The following is a 20,893-nucleotide window of genomic DNA, read 5'->3' as shown; positions in this document are numbered from 1 at the left end:
CCTGACCGCGCGCTACTAGTGATCGAACTCTGTCGGGGGAGCCACACATCCACTCAGCGGGGGCACGGCTATGGCGGGAGCGACGTTCGGCATCCTGGGCCCCGTCCAGGTGCGGGCGGCGGACGGGCGGGAGATCGCGCTCAAGGGCAAAGAGGCCGCGGTCCTGACCACGCTCCTCCTCAACGTCAACACGCCCGTCCCCAGGGACCGGCTGATCGCCGCGCTGTGGGCGGCGGCTCCGCCCTCCGCCGTCTCCAACCTGCAGACCCACGTCGCCCGCATCAGGAAGGCGCTCGCGTCCGACCTCCGGCTGTTCACCACGGGCTCGGGCTACCTGCTCGAAGCCGATGAGGAGGACGTCGACCTGCTGGTCTTCGACCGGGAGGTGCGCCGGGCGCGGGCCGACATGCGGCGGGGCGATCTGGTCGCCGCGATACGCGGGTTCCAGGGGGCCCTGGCGTTGTCGCGGGGGCGGCCGGCCGAAGGCGTCCAGGTGCACGACTGGATGCGCGAGCGGCTGGCGGAGCTGGCGGAACGGCTGGTCGAGGCGCGCCTGGACGGCGCGGAGGGCAAGCTGGGCGCAGGCATGCCCGCCGAGGCCATCGGCGACCTGCGGCCGCTCCTCGCCGAGCAGCCCCTGTGCGAGCGGGGCTGGCACCTGCTCATGCTCGCGTACGTACGGACCGGCCAGCGCCACCGAGCCCTGGAGGCCTACCAGCGGGCCCGCACCCACGTCGTCGCGGAGCTGGGCGTCGAACCCGGCCTCGACCTGCGCCGGCTGCACGCGGTCATCCTGGCCGACGACCTGAGAGCGGCCGAGCACGGACCGCGCGCCACGGTCTGCCAGCTCCCGCCCGACCACGCCGACTTCGTGGGCCGGCGCGACGAGGTGGCCGCGGTGACCGGGAACCTGCTCTCGGCGCACGGCCACGGCGCGCCCGCCGGCACGGCCGTGCCGGTCAGCGCCATCTCCGGCCAGGGAGGCGCGGGCAAGACCACGCTAGCCGTGCACGTCGCGCACCGGCTCAGGCACGAGTTCCCCGACGGCCAGCTGTACATCGACCTGCGCGGCTGCGAGCGGCATCCGCTCGACGCGGCCGAGGCGCTGGGCCGGTTCCTGCGCGCCCTGGGCCTGGACGCCTCCCGGCTGCCGGCCGACCTCGACCAGCGCGTCGAGCTCTACCGCGAGAGCCTGGCCGACCGGCGCTACCTCATGGTGCTGGACAACGCGGCGGACGAGGCGCAGGTCCGCCCGCTCATCCCGGGCACGCGCGGCTGCGCCGTGCTGATCACCAGCAGGCAGCGGCTGGCCATGCTCCCCGCGACCCGGCGCATCGACCTCGACGTCCTGCCCGTCGCGGACGCTGTCGAGCTGCTGGGGAACATCATCGGCGCCGAGAAGGTGGCCGAGGCGCCCTCCGACGCCCGCACCCTGGTCCGGCTCTGCGGCGAGCTGCCGTTGGCCGTGCGCATCGCCGGCGCCAAGCTCGCCGCGCGGCCCCACTGGGACCTGGGCCACCTGATCACCCGGCTGAGCGACACCCGCGGCCGGCTGGGCCAGCTCTCCCACGGCTCCCGCGAGGTCCGGGCCGGCATCGCCATCGGCTACCAGGGCCTGCCGGCCCAGGCCCAGCGGATGTTCCGCCGGCTGGGCCTGCTGGAAGCGCCGGACTTCGCGGTCTGGGCCGGCGCGGCCCTGCTGGACACGTCCGAGGTCGAGGCCGAGCAGCTGATGGAGGAGCTGGCCGACATCCGGCTGCTCGAAGTGGCCGGCCACGGGCCCGGTGGGCAGGTGCGGTTCCGGTTCCACGACCTGATCAGGGAGTACGCGCGGGAGCGGGCCGAGGCCGACGAGACGGACGGCGCACGTTCCGCCGCTCTCGAACGGGCCTTCAGCGGCTGGCTGGACCTGGCCCAGCGCGCGCACCAGCGGCTCTGCGGCGGCGACTACCGGGTCGTCCACGGCGACGGGATCGTCTGGCGGCCGGACGCGAAGGCCGCGGAGCACGTGGTGGCCGACCCGATGGCCTGGATCGAGGCCGAGGCGGCGGGCGTCGTGGCGGGCGTGCGCCAATGTGCGGCGCTGGGGTTCGACGAGCTGTGCTGGGATCTGGCCACCAGCACCGTGGACCTGCTCCAGACCAGGAACTCCTACACCGCCTGGCGTACCACGCACGAGACCGCGCTGCGCAGCGCCCGCGTGTCGGGCGACCTGCGCGGGCAGGCGGCCATGCTGACCGGGCTCGCCCGGCTGTGCCTGGCCCTCGACGACCTGGACGGCTGCGGCCTGGCCCTGGAGGAGGCCCTGGAGCTGTTCGACAAGGCAGGAGACCGGCACGGGCACGCCCTGACCCTCGTCCACCAGGCCGAGCTGCACCGGCTGCGGGGGCGCGACGCCGACGCGCTGGCCTGCTACGAGCAGGCCGGCGACGCCCTGACGCGGGCCGGCGACCGGAGCACGGAGATCACCGTCATGCGGGGCGTCGGCCGGATCCACTTCCGCACGGGCCGGCTGGAGCTCGCGGACACGTACATCCGGCGGGCGGTGCGGACGGCGGACGAGATCGGCGACGTGCGCTCGCGCGAGTTCACCAGGATCGTGCTGGGGGAGATCGTGCTCGCCCAGGGCGACCCCGCCGGCGCGGAAGGGCACTTCGGCCAGGCGCTGGGCGTGCTCGACGCGCTCGGCTTCCCGAGCGGCGTCGCCTACGCGTCCCTGGGCCTGGCCGAGGCGCGGCTCGCGCGGCACGATCTCGCCGACGCCGAACGCCTCCTGGAACAGGCCCTCGCCATCTATCGCGATATAGACGACAAGATAGGTCAGGCCCGGGTGCTGTTCACCAGAGCTCAGGTGTGGCACCGGCAGCGGCGCCTGGACGCGGCGGCCGCGCTGCTCAACGAGATCGTCGCGATGTGCGCGGCCATCCAGGCCCCGAGCCGCCAGGGCATGGCCCTGCGCCTGCTGGGCGACGTGCACCGCGACGCGGGAGACCTGCCCGCCGCCGTGGCCGCCTGGCGGCGCGCCCTCACCTTCCTGCGGGTCACGTCCCCACCGGAGGCCGGCAAGGTCGCCGCGCTGATCGAGCGGCACACCGCCTGACCGTACGGCGGACGCGGCTTCGCCCTCGTGACGAGCGGGCCGGGGAACATTCGTTCAATCCACTGCCGCGTGCCGGCGACGACACTGAGATTACGACCGCTTCGCCATCGAGCCGCATGTGGACGGCCACGCCGCCGGCGGAGCCACAGAGACGAGGGCAGGTTCATGCGGATTCTCATCTCCGGAGCCAGCATCGCCGGCCCGGTGCTGGCGTACTGGCTGACCAGGCACGGCTTCTCCGTCACCGTCGTCGAGCGGGCGCCGGCCCTGCGCAAAACCGGCGGCCACGCGGTGGACCTGTTCCGGCCCGCGATGGACATCACGGAGAAGATGGGCCTGCTCCCGCGCGTCGAGGAGCGGGCCACCGGCGCGACGAGGATGACCCTGCGCGGGGAGGGCGCGCGGCGTCCCGTCCGGGTCGAACTCGCCAAGATCTTCAGCGTCGCGTCGGGACGGCACGTCGAGATCATGCGCGACGATCTGAGCGAGATCTGTTACGACGCCACGCGCGACGACGTCGAGTACGTCTTCGACGACTCCATCACCGCGATCTCGCCCGACGGGGAGGTGCGGTTCGAGAACGCGCCGCCGCGCCGCTTCGACCTCGTCGTCGGCGCGGACGGGCTGCACTCCAACGTGCGCCGCCTCGTCTTCGGCGAGGAGTCCCGCTTCGGCGCCTTCATCGGCGCCTATCTCGGGGTGCTGACCCTGCCGGAAGGTTTCGGCCGCGACGGCGAGATGCTCATGCACGTCGGCGTCGGCCGCACCGCCGGCATGTACGGCGCCCGGCACCTCGGCGAGGCACGGGCGTTGTTCCTGTTCAGGAGCGAACGCGAGCTGGACTACCACCGGCACGACGTGCCCCGGCAGAAGGAGCTGCTGCGCGGCGCGTTCGAGGGGCTGCACGCCGAGGTGGACCGATGGCTGGACGAGCTCGACGACACTCCGGCGTTCTACTTCGACTCGATCACCCAGGTCCGCATGGACACCTGGTCGCGGGGGCGGGTGACGCTCGTCGGCGACGCCGGCTACTGCCCGGGACCGGCCGTCGGCGGCAGCACCAGCCTGGCCGTGGTCGGCGCGTACGTCCTGGCGGGGGAGCTGGCGCGGGCGGGCGGCGATCACGAGCGCGCCTTCCCCGCGTACGAGCGCGCGATGGCGGAACACGTGCGCGGCAGCCGCGCGGCGGCGCTCAGCGCGGCCAGAACCCTGGTGCCCACCTCCCGCCTCGGCGTCTCGGGGCTGACCCAGGGCATCCGCCTGATCTCCGCCCTGCCCGCGGGCCCCAGGCGCGCCCTGCTCCGCCTCACCACCAAGAGCGGGCGCGTGTACGAGTCCATGACCCTGGACGACTACCCACCGTCACTCCATAAGCGCGGATCCTGACTCCCACAGGCGGATCGTCAACCGGCCGGCGGCGCGGCGGTGGAGGCGCGGTAGACCATGGAGACGGGCAGGACCTCCTCCTCCGCCGCGCTCCTCTCCGCGATGCGATCGAGGAGCAGGCGGACGGCGGCCGCCCCGGCGTCGAAGAACGGCATGCGCACGGTCGTCAGCGGCGGGATGGTGCGGGCGGCGACCGGATGGTCGTCGCAGCCGACCACCGAGCAGTCGTCGGGGACACGACGTCCCCTCTCGTGCAGGGCGTTGAGGACCCCGACCGCCATGAGATCGTTCTGCACATAGATCGCGGTGAGGTCGGGGGCTCGGTCGAGCAGCCGGTGCGTGGCCGCGTAGCCCCCCTCGACCTCCCACGCGCCGTCCTCGACCAGCAGCGGATCGTCCGGCACGCCGTGCCCGGCCAGCACCTCCCGGTAGACGGCGGTGCGCTGCTGCGCGCTGTGCCGCCGCTGAAGTCCGGTCACCGTGGCGATCCGGCGGTGGCCGAGCGCGAGCAGGTGGCGGACCGGGAGCGCCGCGCTGTTCTCCGCCTCGATGGTGACGGACGGCACCCCGCCGCCGGCGATGTCGTGCAGGCTGACGCACGGCGGCCCGGCCCGCAGCAGCCGCCCGACCTCCTCGTCCTCCTCGGTCGCCGGGGCGTTCATGATGATCCCGTCGACCCGGCGTTCCATCAGCACGCGCAGGTACCGCACGCAGTCGGACCCGTCGGGCTCCAGGCTGCTGAGGATCACGCTGAGGCCGTGCCGCCGGGCTTCGCGCTCGATGCCGACCAGAGACAGCGCCGGCGTCGAGTTGCTGAAGTCGACGGTGATCACCCCGAGGGTCAGCGAGCTGCGTGACTTCAGGCTGCGGGCCAGCGCGTTGGGGATGTAGCCGATCTCCTCGGCCGCCTCGATGATGCGCTGCCGGGTGGCCGGGTTGACGGCGCCCTTGCCGTTGAGCACCTTGCTCACGGTCTGGAAGCTCACGTTGGCGCGCGCGGCGACGTCTCTGAGCGAGACACTGGCCACGGTGGTCACCTCCGAAGGGCGAACGTTCGCATCGTCGGTGTGGCAGCACGGCCGCGCGGCCATGCTCCCCACCTGCAGGCTGGGATGAACTGGTCCACACCCTAACGCGGAAGGGTTGACGTGGCCACCTGGGCTGGCACACCATAGGCGAACGTTCGCCTTCGGATCGGCCCAGGTCCGACGCCTCGACCATCCCCCGCTCCCTCGTCTCAGTTCCCGCGCCACGCTTCCGGCGGGAAGGAGAGGACCCACCATGACCGTTCTCGGCCGCCGGCGATTCCTCGGACTGTCCGGCGCCGCTCTGGCGGGCGTCCTCGGCGCCTCCGGATGCAGCCGTACCTCGCAGCAGGAGGCCGTCACCACGGCCGGCGCCGACGTGATCCGCTGGTGGGATCACTTCCAGCCGCTCAAGCCGCTGTACGAGCGCATGTTCGCCGAGTACGGCAAGGCCCACCCCGGCACCCGGGTGGAGCACGTGGTCTACAACCCGAGCGAGATGGGCCAGGCGCTGCAGCTGGCGTTCAAGAGCAACCAGATCGCCGACGTGCACACGGTCGCCGGCCTCGGATCGTCGGAGGCGGCCCTGGTCGCCGGCGGCTGGTTCTCCCCCCTGGCGGACCCGGACGCGATCCGGGCGAAACTCCCCGCCGACAGCCTGCTCGAAGGACTGCACGTCTTCGACGGCAAGCTCTACACCTTTCCCGTCTTCACCCCCCGCCAGTACACCACGCTCACCTGGATCAACCGCGAGCTGGTCGAGAAGGCCGGCGGCGATCCGGACGCGGGCCCGGCCACGTGGGACGAGTTCCGCGCCCTCGCCGCGCGCATCACCAAGGACGGCGGCGGCCGGGCGTACGGCTGGATCCAGGGGCTGCAGTTCCAGGAGCGGATGCAGACCCACGTGACCGAGCTGGCCATGTCGGCCGGAGCCGCGTTCGCCATCATCCCGGGCGCCGGCGAGATGGGCCTGGTGGACCCGCGCACCGGCGACTACCCCTACGCGAGCGAGCCGTTCGTCCAGGCGCTGGAGTTCCTGCTGTCCCTGGTCCGTGACAAGGTCGTCTTCCCCGCGTCGACCTCGCTGGACGCCAGGACCGCCCGGGCCAGATGGGCGACCGGGGTGGCGGGCATGTTCTTCGACGGGTCGTGGAACATCGGCGTGGTCAACGGGCAGTTCAAGCAGTTCGCCGGAAAGGTCGGCGTCGGTCCCGTGCCCTCGCCCGACGGCGAGCCGGTCCTCTACGGCGCTCCCGCCCAGGGCCAGCTGTTCGTGTCCAGCAAGTCCAGGCACGTCGAGGCGGCCTCCGAACTGCTCGCCCGGTGCACAGGACCCGAGTTCAGCCGGGCGCTGGCCGGCTACATGGACCAGGTTCCCCTCGACCTGGAGGCCGTCGCCACGGCGGACGTGCACCCGACGTACAAGCGGGCGGTCGAGCTGTTCGGCCGGAACGTACGGCTCGCGCCCAGCCCCGTCTCCCGCAACCCCGCCGTCACGCAGGTGATCAGCGAGATGAAGGAGCAGCGGCCCACGCTCGGCGAGATCACCCAGGGCATCCTCAGCGGCGAGATCACCGACATCGGGAAGTCGCTGCGCGAGCACAACGGCAAGCTCACCGCCGAGCGGGAGCGCGCCACGCGGGTGGTGTCGGGCAAGGGCGTGCGGGTGAGCCTCGACGACTGGGCGTTCCCGAACTGGAAGCGCGGCGAGGACTACACGGCGGAGATGTACCGGCAGTGATGAGCACCATGACGCGGAAGGCCCCGGCGGGCGGCCGGCTCGTGCCGGCCCGCCGCCGGGGGCTCGCCGCCAGAATCTGGGCCGAACGCTGGTCGTACGTCTTCCTGCTGCCCACCGTCGTGCTGTTCGGCATGTACACGATCTGGCCGATCGTCTCCGGCCTGTACTACTCCCTGCTCGACTGGAACGGCCTCGGCGCGGAACGCCCCTTCATCGGTCTGGCCAACTACCGCGAGGCGTTCGGCGACCCGCTGTTCTGGAAGTCGCTCGGGGTCACCCTGCTGATCATCGCGGTGACCGTGCCGCTGCGCGTCGCGCTGAGCCTGCTGGTCGCGCTCGTCCTGAACAACCCGCGGCTGCCCCTGGCCAAGCTGTTCAGGACCGCGCTGTTCGTGCCCGTGGTGACGACGACGGCGATCATCGGCGTGGTCATGGGGTTCATCTTCGACCCCGCCGGCGGCCCGGTGAACCAGCTGCTGCTCGACCTCGGGATCGTCGACCAGCCCGTCGACTTCCTGGGCGACCCCGCCACCTCCCTGTGGACGGTGATGGGCGTGCACATGTGGAAGTGGTTCGGGATCACCCTCGTCTACTGGCTGGCCGCGCTGCAGACCATCCCCGTCACGGTCTACGAGGCCGCGCGGACGGACGGCGCGGGCGGCTGGGCGGCGCTGCGGTACGTGACGCTGCCGATGCTCAAGCCGTTCCTGATCATCATCGCGCTGCTCACGGCCATCGAGACCATGCAGATCTTCGACCTGGTCCTGACCATGACGAACGGTGGGCCGTTCTTCTCCACCCTGACCACGGAGGTCTACATCTACCAGCAGGCCTTCGCCGGCACCACGCCCCGGCTCGGCTACGGCGCGGCGCTCGGCGTGCTGTTCGGGGTCTTCACGCTCGTCTTCGCCGCGATCCAGGCCGTCGGCCTCCGCTACGCGAACCGGGTCAGGAGCAGCTCATGAACACCGCCCTCCGCCGCCGCCGTCTGGGCATCTGGGCCCAGGTGGCCGTGCTCGCCGTCATCTGCGTGGTGTGGATCTATCCGCTGCTCTGGATCGTCTCCGCCTCCCTGAAGGACTCGCTGGGGGTCTTCTCCGGCGGGCTCGGCCTGCTCCCCGGCTCGCCGCACTTCGAGAACTACGCGCGGGCCTGGCAGGACGCCGACTTCGGGCTCTACACGGTGAACAGCGTGATCGTCACCCTGGGCACGGTGGTCCTGGTCGTCCTGCGCTGCGCCCTGGCCGGCTACGTCATCGCCCGCCGCGAGTTCATCGGCAAGCGCGTGGTCGTCGGCGTGCTGGTGGCCACGCTGTTCGCCCCCGGCGGCCTGACCATCATCCCCGTGGTCGAGCTCAGCGACCTGCTCGGGCTGCTGAACTCGCGTACCGGCATCATCCTCGCCCTCGCGGGCGGCGGCCACGTCGCCGCCGTCCTGCTCTACGCCGGCTACTTCAACCGCATCCCGCGCGAGCTCGAAGAGGCGGCGATCATGGACGGCGCGGGCTTCCTGCGTACGTTCTTCCGCGTCGTGCTGCCCCTGGCCGGCCCGGTCACCGCGACCGTGAGCGTGATGACCTTCCTGGCGGCCTGGAACAACTTCCTCCTGCCGCTGGTCTTCACCTTCAGCCGCCCGGACCTGCGCACGCTCTCGGTGGGCATGCTCGCCTTCCGCGGCACCAACTCCACCGACTGGTCCGGCCTCGCCGCCGCGGGCACCATCTCGCTGGTCCCGCTGCTCCTCGTCTTCCTCGCGCTCCAGCGCTACTTCGTCGAAGGCGTCGCCGGAGCCGTGAAGTCCTGACGCGCCGGCCCCCGCCCGAGCCGGGCGGGCCCGGCGCGACCGACCCCGATTGAGGACCATGAACGCACCGAACATCCTGCTCATCTGCACCGACCAGCAACGCTTCGACGCGCTGGGCGCGTACGGCAACGACGAGATCCACACGCCCCACCTCGACCGGCTGGCCGAGCAGGGCGTGCTGTTCGAGAACTGCTACGTCAACAGTCCCGTCTGCGGCCCCTCCCGCGCCAGCCTCATGTCCGGCCGCTACGTCCACGCGCACGGCGCCTGGGCGAACGGCGTCGGCCTGCCCGCCCACGAGCGGCTGTTCTCACGCGATCTGGCCGACCACGGTTACGATTGCGGCCTGGTCGGCAAGTTCCACGTCGGCGGAGCCTGCTCGGGCGGCCGGCTCGAACCGCGGCTCGACGACGGCTTCCGCGTGTTCCGGTGGGCCCACGACCCCTACCCGGGATCGTCCGAGAACGCCTACCACCGGTGGCTGCGCGCCGTCCGGCCCGACCTGTACGAGTCCGCCGTCCAGGCCGGCGCGGGCACCGGCTTCGACGCGATGCCCACCGAGTTCCACTACAGCCGGTGGATCGGGAACGAGACCATCGACTACCTGCGGCGCTCCCGCGATCCCGGTAAACCGTTCTTCTTCGTGGCCAACTTCTTCGACCCGCACCACGGCTTCGGCGCGCCGAAGGAGTACGCCGACGCCTACCGGGACAAGCCGCTGCGGCGTCCGGTCACCCGCGACCAGGAACTCGCCGGCAAGCCCCCCGTGCTCACCGAGGCCTCGCACCGCTCGTACGCCGGCCACGCCCGCGGCTACGTCGAGTACACCGAGTCCGAGCTGCACGACGTCAAGGTCAACTACTACGCGATGGTGAGCCTCGTGGACGACGAGGTGGGCCGGATCCTCGCCGCCCTCGACGAGACGGGCCTGGCCGAGAACACCCTGGTCGTCTTCACCAGCGACCACGGCGAGATGCTCGGCGACCACCAGCTCATGCTCAAGGGCCCGATGATGTACGAGTGCGCCGTCCGGGTCCCGCTCCTCATGCGCTGGCCGGCCGGGCTGCCCGCCGGGGAACGGCGGGCGGAGCTCGTCCAGTGGATCGACCTGGCGTCCACGTTCCTCGCCGCGGCCGGCGCGCCGCCCCTGCCGCGCGGGCAGGGGCTGGACCTGCTGCCGCTGGCCCGCGGCGAGCAGGACGCGCCGGTCAGGGGCTGGGCGCTGTGCGAATACCGCAACAGCGGCCACCCGTACCCGGAGCCCGTGCACACCACGATGCTCAGGCGGGACCACTGGAAGATCGTCGTCTACCACGGCGCGCCCGCCACCACCCGGGCCCGCACCGGCGAGCTGTACGACCTGGACCGCGACCCGGCGGAGCTGGACAACCTGTGGGACGACCCGGCCCACGCCGCCGTCCGCGCCGAACTCCAGGAGTCCCTGCTCGACGTCCTGGTCGCCACCGAGGACCGCAGCCAGCCCCGGCTCGGGGACTGGTGAGGACGAGGCCCGGACGAAGCCGGTATGAAGTCTCCGCCTGCTTGGCTGGTGAGCCGCCCGGATCGCCGGCGGAGCTCCCAGATACTGGGCCATCAGCGGAACCCGCCACTACGGCTGGGAAAGCAGCCTCGACCCCCGGTCCTTCTGAGCCGCGAGGCGCGGCCTGGGCCGGTCACGCGATGCCGATCAGGGTGAACTCGATCTCGGGGACGCTTCGCCCGCTGCGGTGGTCGAACACCGCGGCGCCCCACTGGGTGAACTCGGGGGTCTTGTCGCGGTAGCCGCGGTTGCCGCGCAGCGTCACCCGGCGGCTGTCGCGCACGCTCACCCCGTACGGGTGCGGGCCGAGGACGGTGGCCACGCGGAAGAGGACCGAGTTGGCCAGCAGGATGTCCCGGCCGCGCTCGATCTCGACCGCCTGCGAGCGCCAGCCGTAGATGTGGTCCTCCGTCTGCAGCCCGAGGAACCGCCATCCCGAGACACCGCGCAGCACCACCTCGCGGGTCTCGTGGTGCTCGACGGAGATCTCGTACAGGCGGGCGGGGACGTCGGTGTCCTCGACGAGCAGGCCGTTCTCGGCCCAGCCGTTCATGCTCCACACGTTGGCGAACGTGCCGCCGCCGCCCCTCACCCAGATGCCGTACTTGTGCGCGCCCCTGTAGGTGTAGCCGGGGTCGCCCGACGGGGCGTCCGCCGGATGCCACTTGACGAACTGGGTGGTGACGTCCGCCAGGTAGGAGTCCGCGCCGGAGCGCCAGAGGAGGTTGACCGCGCCCGCCGTCTGCCGGGCGGTGTCCAGACCGAGGCCCGTGACGACGTTCCGGCCGCCGCGCGGGGTGGACACCAGCGCTCGCGGCGCGGCGGGGTCGGTGAAGTTCGGGTGGCCGTCGGCGGCGAGCAGCCAGGTCTGCCGGGGGTGCAGGCCGATCAGGCTGGACGTGCGCCGCAGCTTGAGCGTGCCGGACAGCACGTACCGGCCGATCGGGACGAACACCGTGTCGTGCCGGTCCACGGCCGCCTGGAAGACGGCCAGGTCGTCCTCGCCCGCGCCGATGGTGCGGCCCATCCCGGCCGCGACGTCGGCGACGCTCACCCACGTCCGGACCGGTGGCGGCGGCGGGGTGTCGGGGCGCAGGTTCGCCCGGACCCTGGCCACGGGGGCGCCCGCCGTGAGGTCGGCGTGCACGCCCTCGCGTCTGGTCTCCCTGCCGCTCAGCGCGCGTTCGACGCGCAGCCCGTACGTCAGCTCGCGGACCAGCGCCGACGGCCGCCCGGCGGCGGTGCGCGCGCCGCTGCCGGCCAGCAGGAGCAGGTCCCCGGTGGCCGAGGTGGTGCAGTTGAGCAGGGTCAGCTGGTTGCTGCGGCGGATCCGGTCGTCGTCCGCGCCGGGGATCGACGCGCTGTCGTTGAGCACCACGGCGGCGTCGCCGACGTCCTGGAAGTGGGAGTCCTGGACGTAGAGATGCTGCCACTGGCCGGGCGCCGACTCGAACGCCCGAGGGGTGCGCGCGACGATCGCCCTGACGACGACGAGCTTGGCGTCGTTGTTCAGCAGCACCGCGGCCCGGCGCTGGCCCTCGAACCGGCAGTCGAGCAGCGTCGTCTGCCAGCCGGCCGAGGCGGCGAAGGCGTTCAGGCCGACCTCGCCGCCGCGCACCCGTACCCGGTGGATCAGGTTGGCGTTGTGGTCGATGCCCGCACGGCCCTGACCGGCGTCGATGTCGAGGTCCTGGAGCAGGCAGAGCTGCGCGCCGCCGAACCGCACGGCGATCGCGTCCGGGTTGCCCGGCTCGATGGTGATGTCCAGGTTCACCAGCGCGGAGCCGAAGGTGTCGTTGTTCGCGTACGTGACGGGGCCGCCGACCGGGCGCCGGCGGAAGGCGAACACGTCCCGCGGCGTGCCCGAGGCGTAGCCGGGGGAGTTCGCCCCGAGGACGAAGCGGGGCCGCTTGCGGCCGTAACCGATCACGCGGACGGAGTCGTGCACGTTCACGGGGGCCGAGAGCCGGTACGTGCCCTCGGGGACGAGCACCACGCCGCCGCCGTCGCCGGGCGGGAAGTCGCGCGCGCCGCCGAGGATGTCGCCGAGCCCGTTCGCGATCCCGCGCCGCGACGCCTCGTCCACGGCCGCCTGCAGCGCCGCCGTGGCGTCCCCCGCGCCGTCGGCCGGGGCCTGGAAGCCCGGCCCGCCGAGCACGACGGCGTACGGGTCGGGCGGGAGCGCGGTGAGGACCGAGGTGAACGCCGTCGGGTCCAGGTGGTCGGCGGGCGTGACCGGCGTGGCCGACGTGACGGTTGCGGCGGATGCGGCCGTTTCCGGCAGCAGCGGTAAGGCGGCCGTGCCGGCGGCGAGCGTGACGAAGGCGCGACGAGAGTACATGGCTGGTTCACCCCTTGCGGCCCGGCCCGCTGCTCGATCTGCCGCGGCCGGGTGAGAACGAAGACGATCAGGACGCGGGCGGCCGGGGCCCGCCACCGGTCACGGCGGCGAGCGTGGAGCCCTCGATGAGGTCGCAGGGCAGCAGCTCCTGGGGGGTGCCGCCGCTCTCGATCACCCCGGTCAGCAGCTCGACGGCCCTGCGGCCCATCTCGCGCCGGGGGATGCGGAATCCGGTGAAGTCGATGTCGGAGCGGACCGGCCGGGTGGCCGAGCCGAGCGTGACCACGGAAAGGTCTGCCGGGATGGAGATCCGGTGCCGCGCCGCCGCCACGAACGCGACGGCGTCCGCCTGCTCCTCGAAGAACGCGACCGTGGCCCCGGTCCCGAGCACCGCGTCCATGTCAGGCGCGCCGCCCTGAACGCCGGGCGGGCCCACGCCAGGTGTGCCGGGTGGCGGGTCCGCGCCCGGGGTGGCGTTCACCATGACGCCCTCGACGTCGAGGCGCGTCACCGCGTCCAGGAAGCCGCGGTGGCGGTCGACCCAGGACTCCGCGCCCGCTCCGGCTCCGACGTAGACGAGCCTGCGGTGCCCGAGCGCCACCGCGCGCCGGACCAGGGCGCCGGCGGCGGAGGCGTAGTCGGCGCCCACGTACGGCACCGGCCCGCCCGCGTCCTCGCGGCGGCCCACCGACACGAACGGGATCTGGTCGGTGATGAGCCGGGCCAGGTCGTCACGGTCGACCGTGTGGCCGAGCAGCACGCACCCGTCGGCCAGCCGCACCCGGCTGTCCTGGTCGAAGATCCGCCGCCGCCCGCCCGAGGCCCGAGCGCTGGTGAACAGCAGCAGGTCGCAGCCGGCCTCCTCGGTGCACTCCTCGATGCCGACCAGGAACGGATGGTAGAAGTCGGCGCTGGTGGCCGGGAAGACCGCCTCGTAGGTGAAGACGCCGAGGATGCGGTTGCGGCCCTCGGCCAGCCGGCGCGCGGCCGGGTCGGCGATGTAGCCGGTCTCCCTGATCACGCGGATCACGCGCTCCCTGGTCTCGGGAGAGATGCGCACAGCGCCTTCCGCGCGGTTGTTGAGCACCAGCGACACGGTGGTCTGGCTCACTCCCGCCATGCGGGCGATGTCCTGCTGCGTGAGACGTCTCGCCACGGCTCCCTCTCCTCGATCAAGGGCGACAGCACGGAGTCTGCGACCTCACCGGCCGTGGCGTCAAGAGTGAAACCCCAGTAATAATCCGCATTACCATGATCACTTCATGGCGACCGCGTCACGGCGCGGAGGCGGCGGCGGGGTGGAGGCGGGCGGCGTCGTGGCTGGGCGGGACGCCGTACTGGCGCCGGTATTCGCGGCTGAACTGGGAGGGGCTGTCGTAGCCGACGCGGTGCGCGACGGCCGTGACGTCGTGGGCGCGGGTGGCGAGCAGCAGCCGGGCCCGCTGGAGCCGGATCTGCTTCTGGAACTGGATCGGGCTCAGCGCGGTGACGGTCTGGAAGTGCCGGTAGAACGCCGACGGGCTCATGCCGGTCAGCCGGGCCAGCTCCTCGACGCGGAACGGCTCGGCGTAGTGGTCCTGGATCCACCGGACGGCCCTGGAGACGTGGCTGAGACTGCTGTCGGCCAGACCGAGCTGGCGTACGGCATCGCCCTGCTCTCCGGTGATCAGCCGCCAGAGGATCTCGCGCTTGACCAGCGGCGCCAGCACCTCCCGGTCGCGCGGATGGTCCAGCAGGTGCACCAGGCGGATCAGCGCGTCCAGAAGTTCGGCCGTCATGCCGGCCACGGCGATGCCCGGCAGCGCCCCCGCCCGGGGATGGGGCAGGTCGCGGGCGCCCGCGTGCAGGAGCAGGTCGGCGATGGCCCGCGGCTCCAGGACGAGCGCCAGCCCCAGCGCCGGGTGCTCCGGGGTCACGTCCACGAAGGAGCCGGTCACGGGCAGGTCCACGGAGGCCACCAGGTAGCTGCCAGGACGGTATTCGAGGGCGCGGTCGCCCACCATGAGCCGTTTGGCGCCCTGGGCGAGGACCGCCAGCACCGTGCCGGACATCGAGGGCGACGGCGGGCCCGCGCGATCGGCCCGCGCGATGTGCAGCCCGTCGATGTCGGTGGCCTCGTCGGGCCGGAGGTGCCGGGCCAGCGCCGCGCGGAGCTCGTCGAATCCCATGCTCGGATTCCATCACACCTTTGAAGTGGAGGATCAGGCAAGAAGCGAGGAGGTTCGTTCTACCCTATGGCCAGCTCAAGCGGTGGAATGGGATCAGCCGGCCGGGAGGTCGAGCACCACCCGGCTGGAGGAACGTACATCCGCAAAGGAGCATCGCCGTGAAGATCGGATACGGGTTCAACGCCGCCATGACCGCCAGGCCCGGCATGGGGGAGCGGCTGGCCGAGCTGCTGCTGACCGGCCTGGACGAGGGCAACCCGGCCGCGAGCGAGCACTGCCTGGTCTACCTCGTCAGCCGGTCGGCCTCCGACCCCGACGTCGTCCATGTCACCGAGGGCTGGACCAGCGAGGAGGAGCACCACCGGCTCTTCGCCGGTCAGGCCGCCCAGGACCTCGTCGCGCGGGTCCAGGAACTGGTCGCCGCGCAGTCCCCGTACACGGACTACGTGCCGGTCGGCGGCAAGGCCGCCTTCTGACGCCGCCCCCGGCGCAGAGCCCCGGCCCACCCCAACCTGAGCACTTCCCCGCTTTCCCCCGCAGAAAGGAACCCTCATGTCCCGACCCGCTGTCGACCCCGAGCTGAACTCCCTGCTCGCCGGCATGCCGCTGGTCCAGGAGATCACCCCGCAGATCCTCACCGAGCTGCGCCGCATGACCTCGGTCCCGGTCGAACCGCTGCTGGCCGGCCGGGCCGTCGACCGGCGCGAGGTCACCGTCCCCGGCTCCGGCGGCGCGCCGATCCCGATGACGATCCTCACCCCCACGGCCGACGCCGGCACCGACCCCGGCGACCGTCCTGAAGCGGAGCCCGGAAATCGAGCCGGAGCGCCGTGCGTCTACTGGATCCACGGCGGCGGCATGGTCATGGGAGACCGGTTCTCGCAGCTCGACATCCCCCTCGAATGGCTCGACCGGCTCGGCGCCGTCGTGGTCACCGTCGATTACCGGCTCGCCCCGGAGACCGGCGGCACCACCCCCGTCGAGGACTGTTACCACGGCCTGCTGTGGCTGGCCGAGCACGCCGCCGAGCTCGGCATCGACCCCGACCGGATCGTCGTCGCGGGCGCCAGCGCCGGCGGCGGCCTGGCCGCGGGTGCCACGCTCATGGCCCGCGACCGCGGGGCGCCGGCGCTCGCGGCCCAGGTGCTGATCTGCCCCATGCTCGACCACCGCAACACCACCGCCTCCAGCCGCCAGTACGCCGGCGAACCCGGCGTGTGGACCCGCGAGAGCAACGCGTTCGCCTGGAAGGCCCTGCTCGGCGACCTCCCCGACGACCAGGTCCCCGCCTACGCCTCACCCGCCAGGGCCGGCGACCTGTCCGGCCTGCCCACCACGTACGTCGACGCCGGCTCGGCCGAGGTCTTCCGTGACGAGGACGTGGCGTACGCCACCCGCATCTGGGCCGCGGGCGGCCAGGCCGAGCTGCACGTCTGGGCGGGCGGCTTCCACGGCTTCGACGCCCTCTTCCCCGAGGCCGGCCTGTCCACCGCCGCCCGCCGCACCCGTACCGACTGGCTCACCCGCACGCTCACCCGCCCCGAGCACGCCCGCGCCTGAGGACCGCGGGACAGCTGAGGACCGTCCGGACAGCTGAGGGCCGCCCGGGAAGCCCGCGCCCCAGCCCCCGGTCACACGGGCAGCGGCCGGCGCACGCCCTCCGTCGACTCCCGCGCGACCAGCCGGTACGGCGCCAGATGCACCTCGAACGGCAGCGGCCCCGCCGACCCGATGCGATCGGCCAGGCACCGGACCGCCAGCGAGGCGATGGCGGCCTTGTCGGGGATCACCGTGGTCAGCGACGGCGTGCTGTAGAGCGCCTCCTGCGACCCGTCGATGCCCGCCACCGCCACCTCCCCAGGGCAGTCCACGCCCGCCTCGTACAGGGCCCGCTGCGCCCCGATCGCCAGCAGGTCGCTGAAGCAGAAGACCGCGTCGGGGCGGACCCCGGCCGGCAGGCGAAGCAGGTCGCGCATGGCGAGCAGGCCGTCGGGGCGGTCGAACCGCCTGATCGCGGGCGCGAGGCGCGGATCGTACGTGAGCCCGGCCTGGTGCAGGGCCTGGTGGAAGCCTTCCAGGCGCTGCCGGGCGGAGGCGGACGGCGTGGTCGTCACCCCGATGGCGGCGATCCTGGTCCGGCCCAGCCCGGCCAGGTGCGCGGTCACGTCACGCGCCGCCGCGATGTTGTCGATCATGACGTGGTCGGCGGTGATCCGGTCGCGCTCGTAGCCGCGCTCGCCGAGCAGCACGAGGGGGATCTCGTGGGTGACGGGGGCCAGCTCGTCGAGCGAGACGTGCAGCGGGGAGAGGATCACGCCGTCGAGCAGGTCGGCCCCGACGCCGGTGGCCAGGCGCAGCTCCTCCTTCGCGTCGCCCATCGTCTCCTCGATGAGCACGGTGAGGCCGAGCCGGGCGGCCTCCGCGCGGACGTGCTGGGCCAGCTCCGCGAAGTAGGGCGTCGTCAGGTTGGGGACGGCGAGCGCGATCAGCCCGCTGCGGCCGGTCCGGAGCCGGCGCGCCGACGGGTTGGGCCGGTAGCCGAGCTCGTGCACGGCGCGGATCACCCGGTCCCGCGTCGCCGCCGACACCTTCGGTACCCCGCGTACAACGTTGGAAACGGTTTTGATCGACACGCCCGCGCGATCCGCCACGTCCTTCAGCGTCACTGCCGCCACTGCCCGGCCCTCACCCTCTGTCTGCCTGCATTATGCCCGGCCGGACAGGGGGTTCGTGAGTTTCTGGGCAGGCCGGAGGGCCTGGCGGTACGAAGGCGCGGCGGCCCCGCCGGCGCCGTCTCATTTTCCCACCGAAGGGTTGACCCGCGGTGAAAGCGGCTGTTACAACGTTGGAACAGCTGATGAGGAGGCGGCCCGGCACATACCTGCGGACGGGGCCGCGTGCCCGCGGGAGCGGGTGCGGGGCCGGGGTCCGCGTCACAGCCCCGACCGGTCGCGCTCCGTTCCCCCTGCCCCCATGAGAGGGTCCGCATGTCTCCGCTTGGCTCGAACCTCCCGCTGCGCACGGCCGTGGCCGGCACGGGAGGGATCGCCCGCGCCAGCCACCTGCCCGCCCTCGCGAAGCTGGCCGCCCAAGGCGAGGTCGAGGTCGTCGCCGTGGCGGACATCGACGAGGCGGCGGCGCGCGCCGTGGCCGCCGAGCACGGCATCCCCGGCGCCTTCACCGACCTCGACGCGATGCTCGCCGAGGTACGCCCCGACCTGGTGGTGCTGGCCACGCCGCCCGCCGTGCACCGGGAGCAGTCCGTGGCCGCGCTGCGGGCCGGCGCCTGGGTGTGGTGCGAGAAGCCGCCGTGCCCGTCGCTGGCCGACTTCGACGCCATCAGCGCGGCGGAGCCGGGCGGCGACGCGGAGCCGTACGCGTCGATCGTCTTCCAGCACCGCTTCGGCTCCGGCGCGCACCACGTGCGCCGGCTGCTGCGGTCGCAGGCGTTCGGCCGGCCGCTGGTCGCCCACTGCCAGACCACGTGGTACCGGAATCGTGCCTACTACGCCGTGCCGTGGCGCGGGCGCTGGGCCACCGAGGGCGGCGGCCCCGCCATGGGGCACGGCATCCACCAGATGGACCTGCTGCTCGACCTGCTCGGCCCGTGGGCCGAGGTGCGCGGCATGGCGGCCAGGCTCGTGCACGACGTGGAGACCGAGGACGTCTCCACCGCGCAGGTCCGCTTCGCCGGCGGCGCCCTGGCCACGGTGGTCAACAGCGTGCTGAGCCCCGACGAGGTCAGCCGCATCCGCATCGACTGCGAGCTGGCCACGATCGAGCTGACCCACCTGTACGGCTACCGCAACGCGAACTGGCGGATCACCCCCGCGCCCGGCGTACCCGAGGAGACCGCCGCCGCCTGGCAGGACTTCGGGGCCGACGAGCCGAGCTCGCACCTGGCCCAGCTGCGCGCCCTCGTCGCCGACATCAGGGCCGGGCGGCGCCACCCGACCAGCGGCGCGGGCGGCCGTCAGACGCTGGAGTTCATCACCGCCCTGTACAAGTCGGCGTTCACCGACGCTCCCGTCCTGGCCGGCGAGATCGGCCCCGGCGACCCCTACTACACCGCATTGCACGGCGGCGCCCCCGGCTGGGCGCCGGCCGCTCCGCGCGAGGAAGAGGAACACGCATGACCCTGGCACTGACCCACGCCCACGGCGACCGGATCACGGTGGCGTACGAGGCGACGGGCACGGAGCTGTTCGCCTACGTCTACCGGCCCGAGGCCGCGTGGGAGGCGCCCAAGCCGTACCTGCACCCGATCAGGACGCTGTCGGGAGGGCTCGTCACCGACTACCGCCCCAACGACCACCGCTGGCACAAGGGCCTGCAGCTGACGGCCTCCCACCTGTCCGGCCAGAACCTGTGGGGCGGCAACACCTACGTGCACGGCGAGGGCTACCTGCGGCTGCCCGAGCGGGTCGGCTCGATGGCCCACGTGGCGTTCGAGGACGTGCACGCCCATGTTGACAGCGCTGTCATACGGGAGCGGCTCACCTGGCACCCGTACGGGGGCGAGCTGTGGGCCGACGAGGAGCGCCGCATCGAGGCCCGCGTCGACCAGGCGAGCGGCAGCTGGTCGCTGACCTGGACGTCGGCGGTGACCAACCGGCGGGCCGAGCCGCTGCGCTTCGGCAGCCCCACCACCCATGGCCGTCCGGCGGCCGGCTACACCGGGCTGTTCTGGCGCGGGCCGCGTGCCTTCCGCGGCGGCCGGGTGTTCACCGCCGAGGCGGACGGCGGCGACCTGATGGGCAGCCAGGCGCCCTGGCTGGCGTACGTGGGCGAGCACGACGGACGCGACGGGCACGCCACGGTCGTCTTTGAGCACGCCCCGTCCAACGACCACACGGGCGAGCAGGGCACGCACCCGGCGCACTGGTTCGTGCGCAGCGACCCGTTCGCCGCCGTCGCGCCCTCGTGGGCGTTCCACGAGGAGCTGGTCCTCGAACCCGGCGACACGCTCGCCCGCGCCTACCGCGTCGTCGTCGCCGACGGCGCGTGGGACCGCGACCAGGTCGCCGCGCACCTCGCGGGGCACGCCTGGTGAGCGCGACCTACGACGGGTTCCCCGGGGCGGTCGGCGTGTCCAGGCTGCGCGTCTACGACTGGCCCGCCGTGGACGGCCGGGCCGGCGGCGGCACGCCGCACCTCCACCTCACCTGCAGCGAGGGGTACGTGGTGACGGCCGGCAGGGGAGCCGTGCAGACCCTGACCACCTCCGGCTACCGGGAGACGCCGCTGGAGCCGGGCGTCGTGGCCTGGTTCACGCCCGGCACCATCCATCGCCTGATCAACGAGGGCGGCCTGGAGATCGTCGTCGTCATGCAGAACAGCGGCCTGCCCGAGGCGGGGGACGCGGTGCTCACCCTGCCGCAGGACCTGCTCGCGGACCCGGAGACGTACGCCGCCGCCGTCCGCATCCCCGCCGACGTGCCCGAGGCTGAGCAGGAGGGGGTCGCCCGCGCCCGGCGCGACCTGGCCACCCGCCGTTTCCTTGAGCTGCGCGCGGCCACCGAGGCCGGCGACCCCGGGCCGCTGGCCGCCTTCCAGCGCGCGGCCGCCGATCTGGTGCGGCCCCGGCTGGACGAGTGGGAGCGGCGCTGGGCCGACGGCGCGCACGCGGCGGCGACGGCGACCGGCGCCCAGTTCGCCGCCCTGCGCGACGGGCGGGACGACCACCTGACCGAGGCCGGGGTCGCCGCCACCGGCCCCGCCGCGCGCGGGCGCTTCGGCATGTGCGGCCGCCTGGACGTCTACCCGGGCATCTGAGAGCGCCCCCGTG

The 20,893-nt window shown here is 73.0% G+C and carries 16 protein-coding genes; 11 read left to right on the top strand and 5 right to left on the bottom strand.

Annotated features, from left to right (window positions below; genetic code table 11):
• Positions 1 to 70 precede the first annotated feature (70 nt).
• Together B0I32_RS14335 and B0I32_RS14330 are read left to right on the top strand one after the other, a co-directional pair.
• Positions 71 to 3,100: an AfsR/SARP family transcriptional regulator gene (locus tag B0I32_RS14335; protein ID WP_106238893.1), complete on the top strand. Its 3,030-nt coding sequence runs from the start codon at positions 71 to 73 to the stop codon at positions 3,098 to 3,100.
• A 165-nt stretch (positions 3,101 to 3,265) separates the two neighbouring features.
• Complete coding sequence (locus B0I32_RS14330) at positions 3,266 to 4,486, top strand: FAD-dependent monooxygenase (protein ID WP_106238890.1); 1,221 nt, start codon at positions 3,266 to 3,268, stop codon at positions 4,484 to 4,486.
• 17 nt (positions 4,487 to 4,503) lie between these two features.
• Here the strand turns inward: B0I32_RS14330 and B0I32_RS14325 are convergent, their stop codons facing one another.
• Positions 4,504 to 5,514, bottom strand: a complete 1,011-nt coding sequence (locus B0I32_RS14325) for a LacI family DNA-binding transcriptional regulator (protein ID WP_181307369.1) — start codon at positions 5,512 to 5,514, stop codon at positions 4,504 to 4,506.
• A 253-nt stretch (positions 5,515 to 5,767) separates the two neighbouring features.
• Between B0I32_RS14325 and B0I32_RS14320 the strand changes: the two genes are divergently transcribed.
• From B0I32_RS14320 to B0I32_RS14305, 4 genes are read left to right on the top strand one after another with little or no spacing between them, the layout of a single operon-like run.
• On the top strand, positions 5,768 to 7,252 hold the full coding sequence (locus tag B0I32_RS14320; protein ID WP_106238886.1) for an ABC transporter substrate-binding protein: 1,485 nt from the start codon (positions 5,768 to 5,770) through the stop codon (positions 7,250 to 7,252).
• Between the two features lie 8 nt (positions 7,253 to 7,260).
• The gene (locus B0I32_RS14315) at positions 7,261 to 8,217 is read left to right on the top strand and encodes a carbohydrate ABC transporter permease (RefSeq protein WP_106239208.1); all 957 of its coding nucleotides are present in this window, start codon (positions 7,261 to 7,263) and stop codon (positions 8,215 to 8,217) included.
• Complete coding sequence (locus B0I32_RS14310; RefSeq protein WP_106238883.1) at positions 8,214 to 9,056, top strand: carbohydrate ABC transporter permease; 843 nt, start codon at positions 8,214 to 8,216, stop codon at positions 9,054 to 9,056. Before B0I32_RS14315 ends, B0I32_RS14310 begins: the two co-directional genes overlap by 4 nt.
• A 58-nt stretch (positions 9,057 to 9,114) precedes the next feature.
• Complete coding sequence (locus B0I32_RS14305; RefSeq protein WP_106238881.1) at positions 9,115 to 10,557, top strand: sulfatase family protein; 1,443 nt, start codon at positions 9,115 to 9,117, stop codon at positions 10,555 to 10,557.
• Positions 10,558 to 10,729: 172 nt separating this feature from the next.
• Here B0I32_RS14305 and B0I32_RS14300 read toward each other — a convergent pair whose 3' ends face one another.
• The 3 genes from B0I32_RS14300 to B0I32_RS14290 all read right to left on the bottom strand — a co-directional run bounded on the left by B0I32_RS14300 (position 10,730) and on the right by B0I32_RS14290 (position 15,105).
• Positions 10,730 to 12,937, bottom strand: coding sequence for a glycosyl hydrolase family 28-related protein (locus tag B0I32_RS14300; protein WP_106238878.1), 2,208 nt, complete (start codon positions 12,935 to 12,937; stop codon positions 10,730 to 10,732).
• A 67-nt stretch (positions 12,938 to 13,004) separates the two neighbouring features.
• Complete coding sequence (locus tag B0I32_RS14295) at positions 13,005 to 14,093, bottom strand: LacI family DNA-binding transcriptional regulator (protein WP_219911786.1); 1,089 nt, start codon at positions 14,091 to 14,093, stop codon at positions 13,005 to 13,007.
• 118 nt (positions 14,094 to 14,211) lie between these two features.
• On the bottom strand, positions 14,212 to 15,105 hold the full coding sequence (locus B0I32_RS14290) for an AraC family transcriptional regulator (protein ID WP_106238877.1): 894 nt from the start codon (positions 15,103 to 15,105) through the stop codon (positions 14,212 to 14,214).
• Between the two features lie 158 nt (positions 15,106 to 15,263).
• Between B0I32_RS14290 and B0I32_RS14285 the strand changes: the two genes are divergently transcribed.
• Entirely contained in the window at positions 15,264 to 15,581 is a 318-nt protein-coding gene (locus B0I32_RS14285; protein WP_106238874.1) for a putative quinol monooxygenase, read from the top strand.
• A gap of 76 nt (positions 15,582 to 15,657) precedes the next feature.
• Complete coding sequence (locus B0I32_RS14280) at positions 15,658 to 16,665, top strand: alpha/beta hydrolase (protein WP_106238872.1); 1,008 nt, start codon at positions 15,658 to 15,660, stop codon at positions 16,663 to 16,665.
• A gap of 71 nt (positions 16,666 to 16,736) precedes the next feature.
• Here B0I32_RS14280 and B0I32_RS14275 read toward each other — a convergent pair whose 3' ends face one another.
• Positions 16,737 to 17,756: a LacI family DNA-binding transcriptional regulator gene (locus B0I32_RS14275; protein ID WP_245955823.1), complete on the bottom strand. Its 1,020-nt coding sequence runs from the start codon at positions 17,754 to 17,756 to the stop codon at positions 16,737 to 16,739.
• Between the two features lie 336 nt (positions 17,757 to 18,092).
• Between B0I32_RS14275 and B0I32_RS14270 the strand changes: the two genes are divergently transcribed.
• The 3 genes from B0I32_RS14270 to B0I32_RS14260 are packed head-to-tail and all read left to right on the top strand — an operon-like array spanning position 18,093 to position 20,880.
• Positions 18,093 to 19,241, top strand: a complete 1,149-nt coding sequence (locus tag B0I32_RS14270) for a Gfo/Idh/MocA family protein (protein WP_106238868.1) — start codon at positions 18,093 to 18,095, stop codon at positions 19,239 to 19,241.
• A complete protein-coding gene (locus B0I32_RS14265; RefSeq protein ID WP_106238865.1) occupies positions 19,238 to 20,158 on the top strand; it encodes a DUF6807 domain-containing protein in 921 nt (306 codons plus the stop codon). Before B0I32_RS14270 ends, B0I32_RS14265 begins: the two co-directional genes overlap by 4 nt.
• Entirely contained in the window at positions 20,155 to 20,880 is a 726-nt protein-coding gene (locus tag B0I32_RS14260) for a cupin domain-containing protein (protein WP_106238864.1), read from the top strand. Before B0I32_RS14265 ends, B0I32_RS14260 begins: the two co-directional genes overlap by 4 nt.
• Positions 20,881 to 20,893: the final 13 nt, after the last annotated feature.

Source organism: Nonomuraea fuscirosea (assembly GCF_003001935.1).
Lineage (GTDB): Bacteria > Actinomycetota > Actinomycetes > Streptosporangiales > Streptosporangiaceae > Nonomuraea > Nonomuraea fuscirosea.
Note: the sequence above shows the minus strand (reverse complement) of the source record. Positions and strands in the feature narration are given on the sequence as shown.

Bases quoted from the DNA above. Each gene is read 5' to 3' on its own strand.
- B0I32_RS14310 (WP_106238883.1), top strand. From the start codon at position 8,214: ATGAACACCGCCCTCCGCCGCCGCCGTCTGGGCATCTGGGCCCAGGTG.
- B0I32_RS14265 (WP_106238865.1), top strand. From the start codon at position 19,238: ATGACCCTGGCACTGACCCACGCCCACGGCGACCGGATCACGGTGGCG.
- B0I32_RS14270 (WP_106238868.1), top strand. From the start codon at position 18,093: ATGTCTCCGCTTGGCTCGAACCTCCCGCTGCGCACGGCCGTGGCCGGC.
- B0I32_RS14305 (WP_106238881.1), top strand. From the start codon at position 9,115: ATGAACGCACCGAACATCCTGCTCATCTGCACCGACCAGCAACGCTTC.
- B0I32_RS14290 (WP_106238877.1), bottom strand. From the start codon at position 15,105: ATGGGATTCGACGAGCTCCGCGCGGCGCTGGCCCGGCACCTCCGGCCC.
- B0I32_RS14335 (WP_106238893.1), top strand. From the start codon at position 71: ATGGCGGGAGCGACGTTCGGCATCCTGGGCCCCGTCCAGGTGCGGGCG.
- B0I32_RS14280 (WP_106238872.1), top strand. From the start codon at position 15,658: ATGTCCCGACCCGCTGTCGACCCCGAGCTGAACTCCCTGCTCGCCGGC.
- B0I32_RS14300 (WP_106238878.1), bottom strand. From the start codon at position 12,937: ATGTACTCTCGTCGCGCCTTCGTCACGCTCGCCGCCGGCACGGCCGCC.
- B0I32_RS14315 (WP_106239208.1), top strand. From the start codon at position 7,261: ATGACGCGGAAGGCCCCGGCGGGCGGCCGGCTCGTGCCGGCCCGCCGC.
- B0I32_RS14330 (WP_106238890.1), top strand. From the start codon at position 3,266: ATGCGGATTCTCATCTCCGGAGCCAGCATCGCCGGCCCGGTGCTGGCG.
- B0I32_RS14320 (WP_106238886.1), top strand. From the start codon at position 5,768: ATGACCGTTCTCGGCCGCCGGCGATTCCTCGGACTGTCCGGCGCCGCT.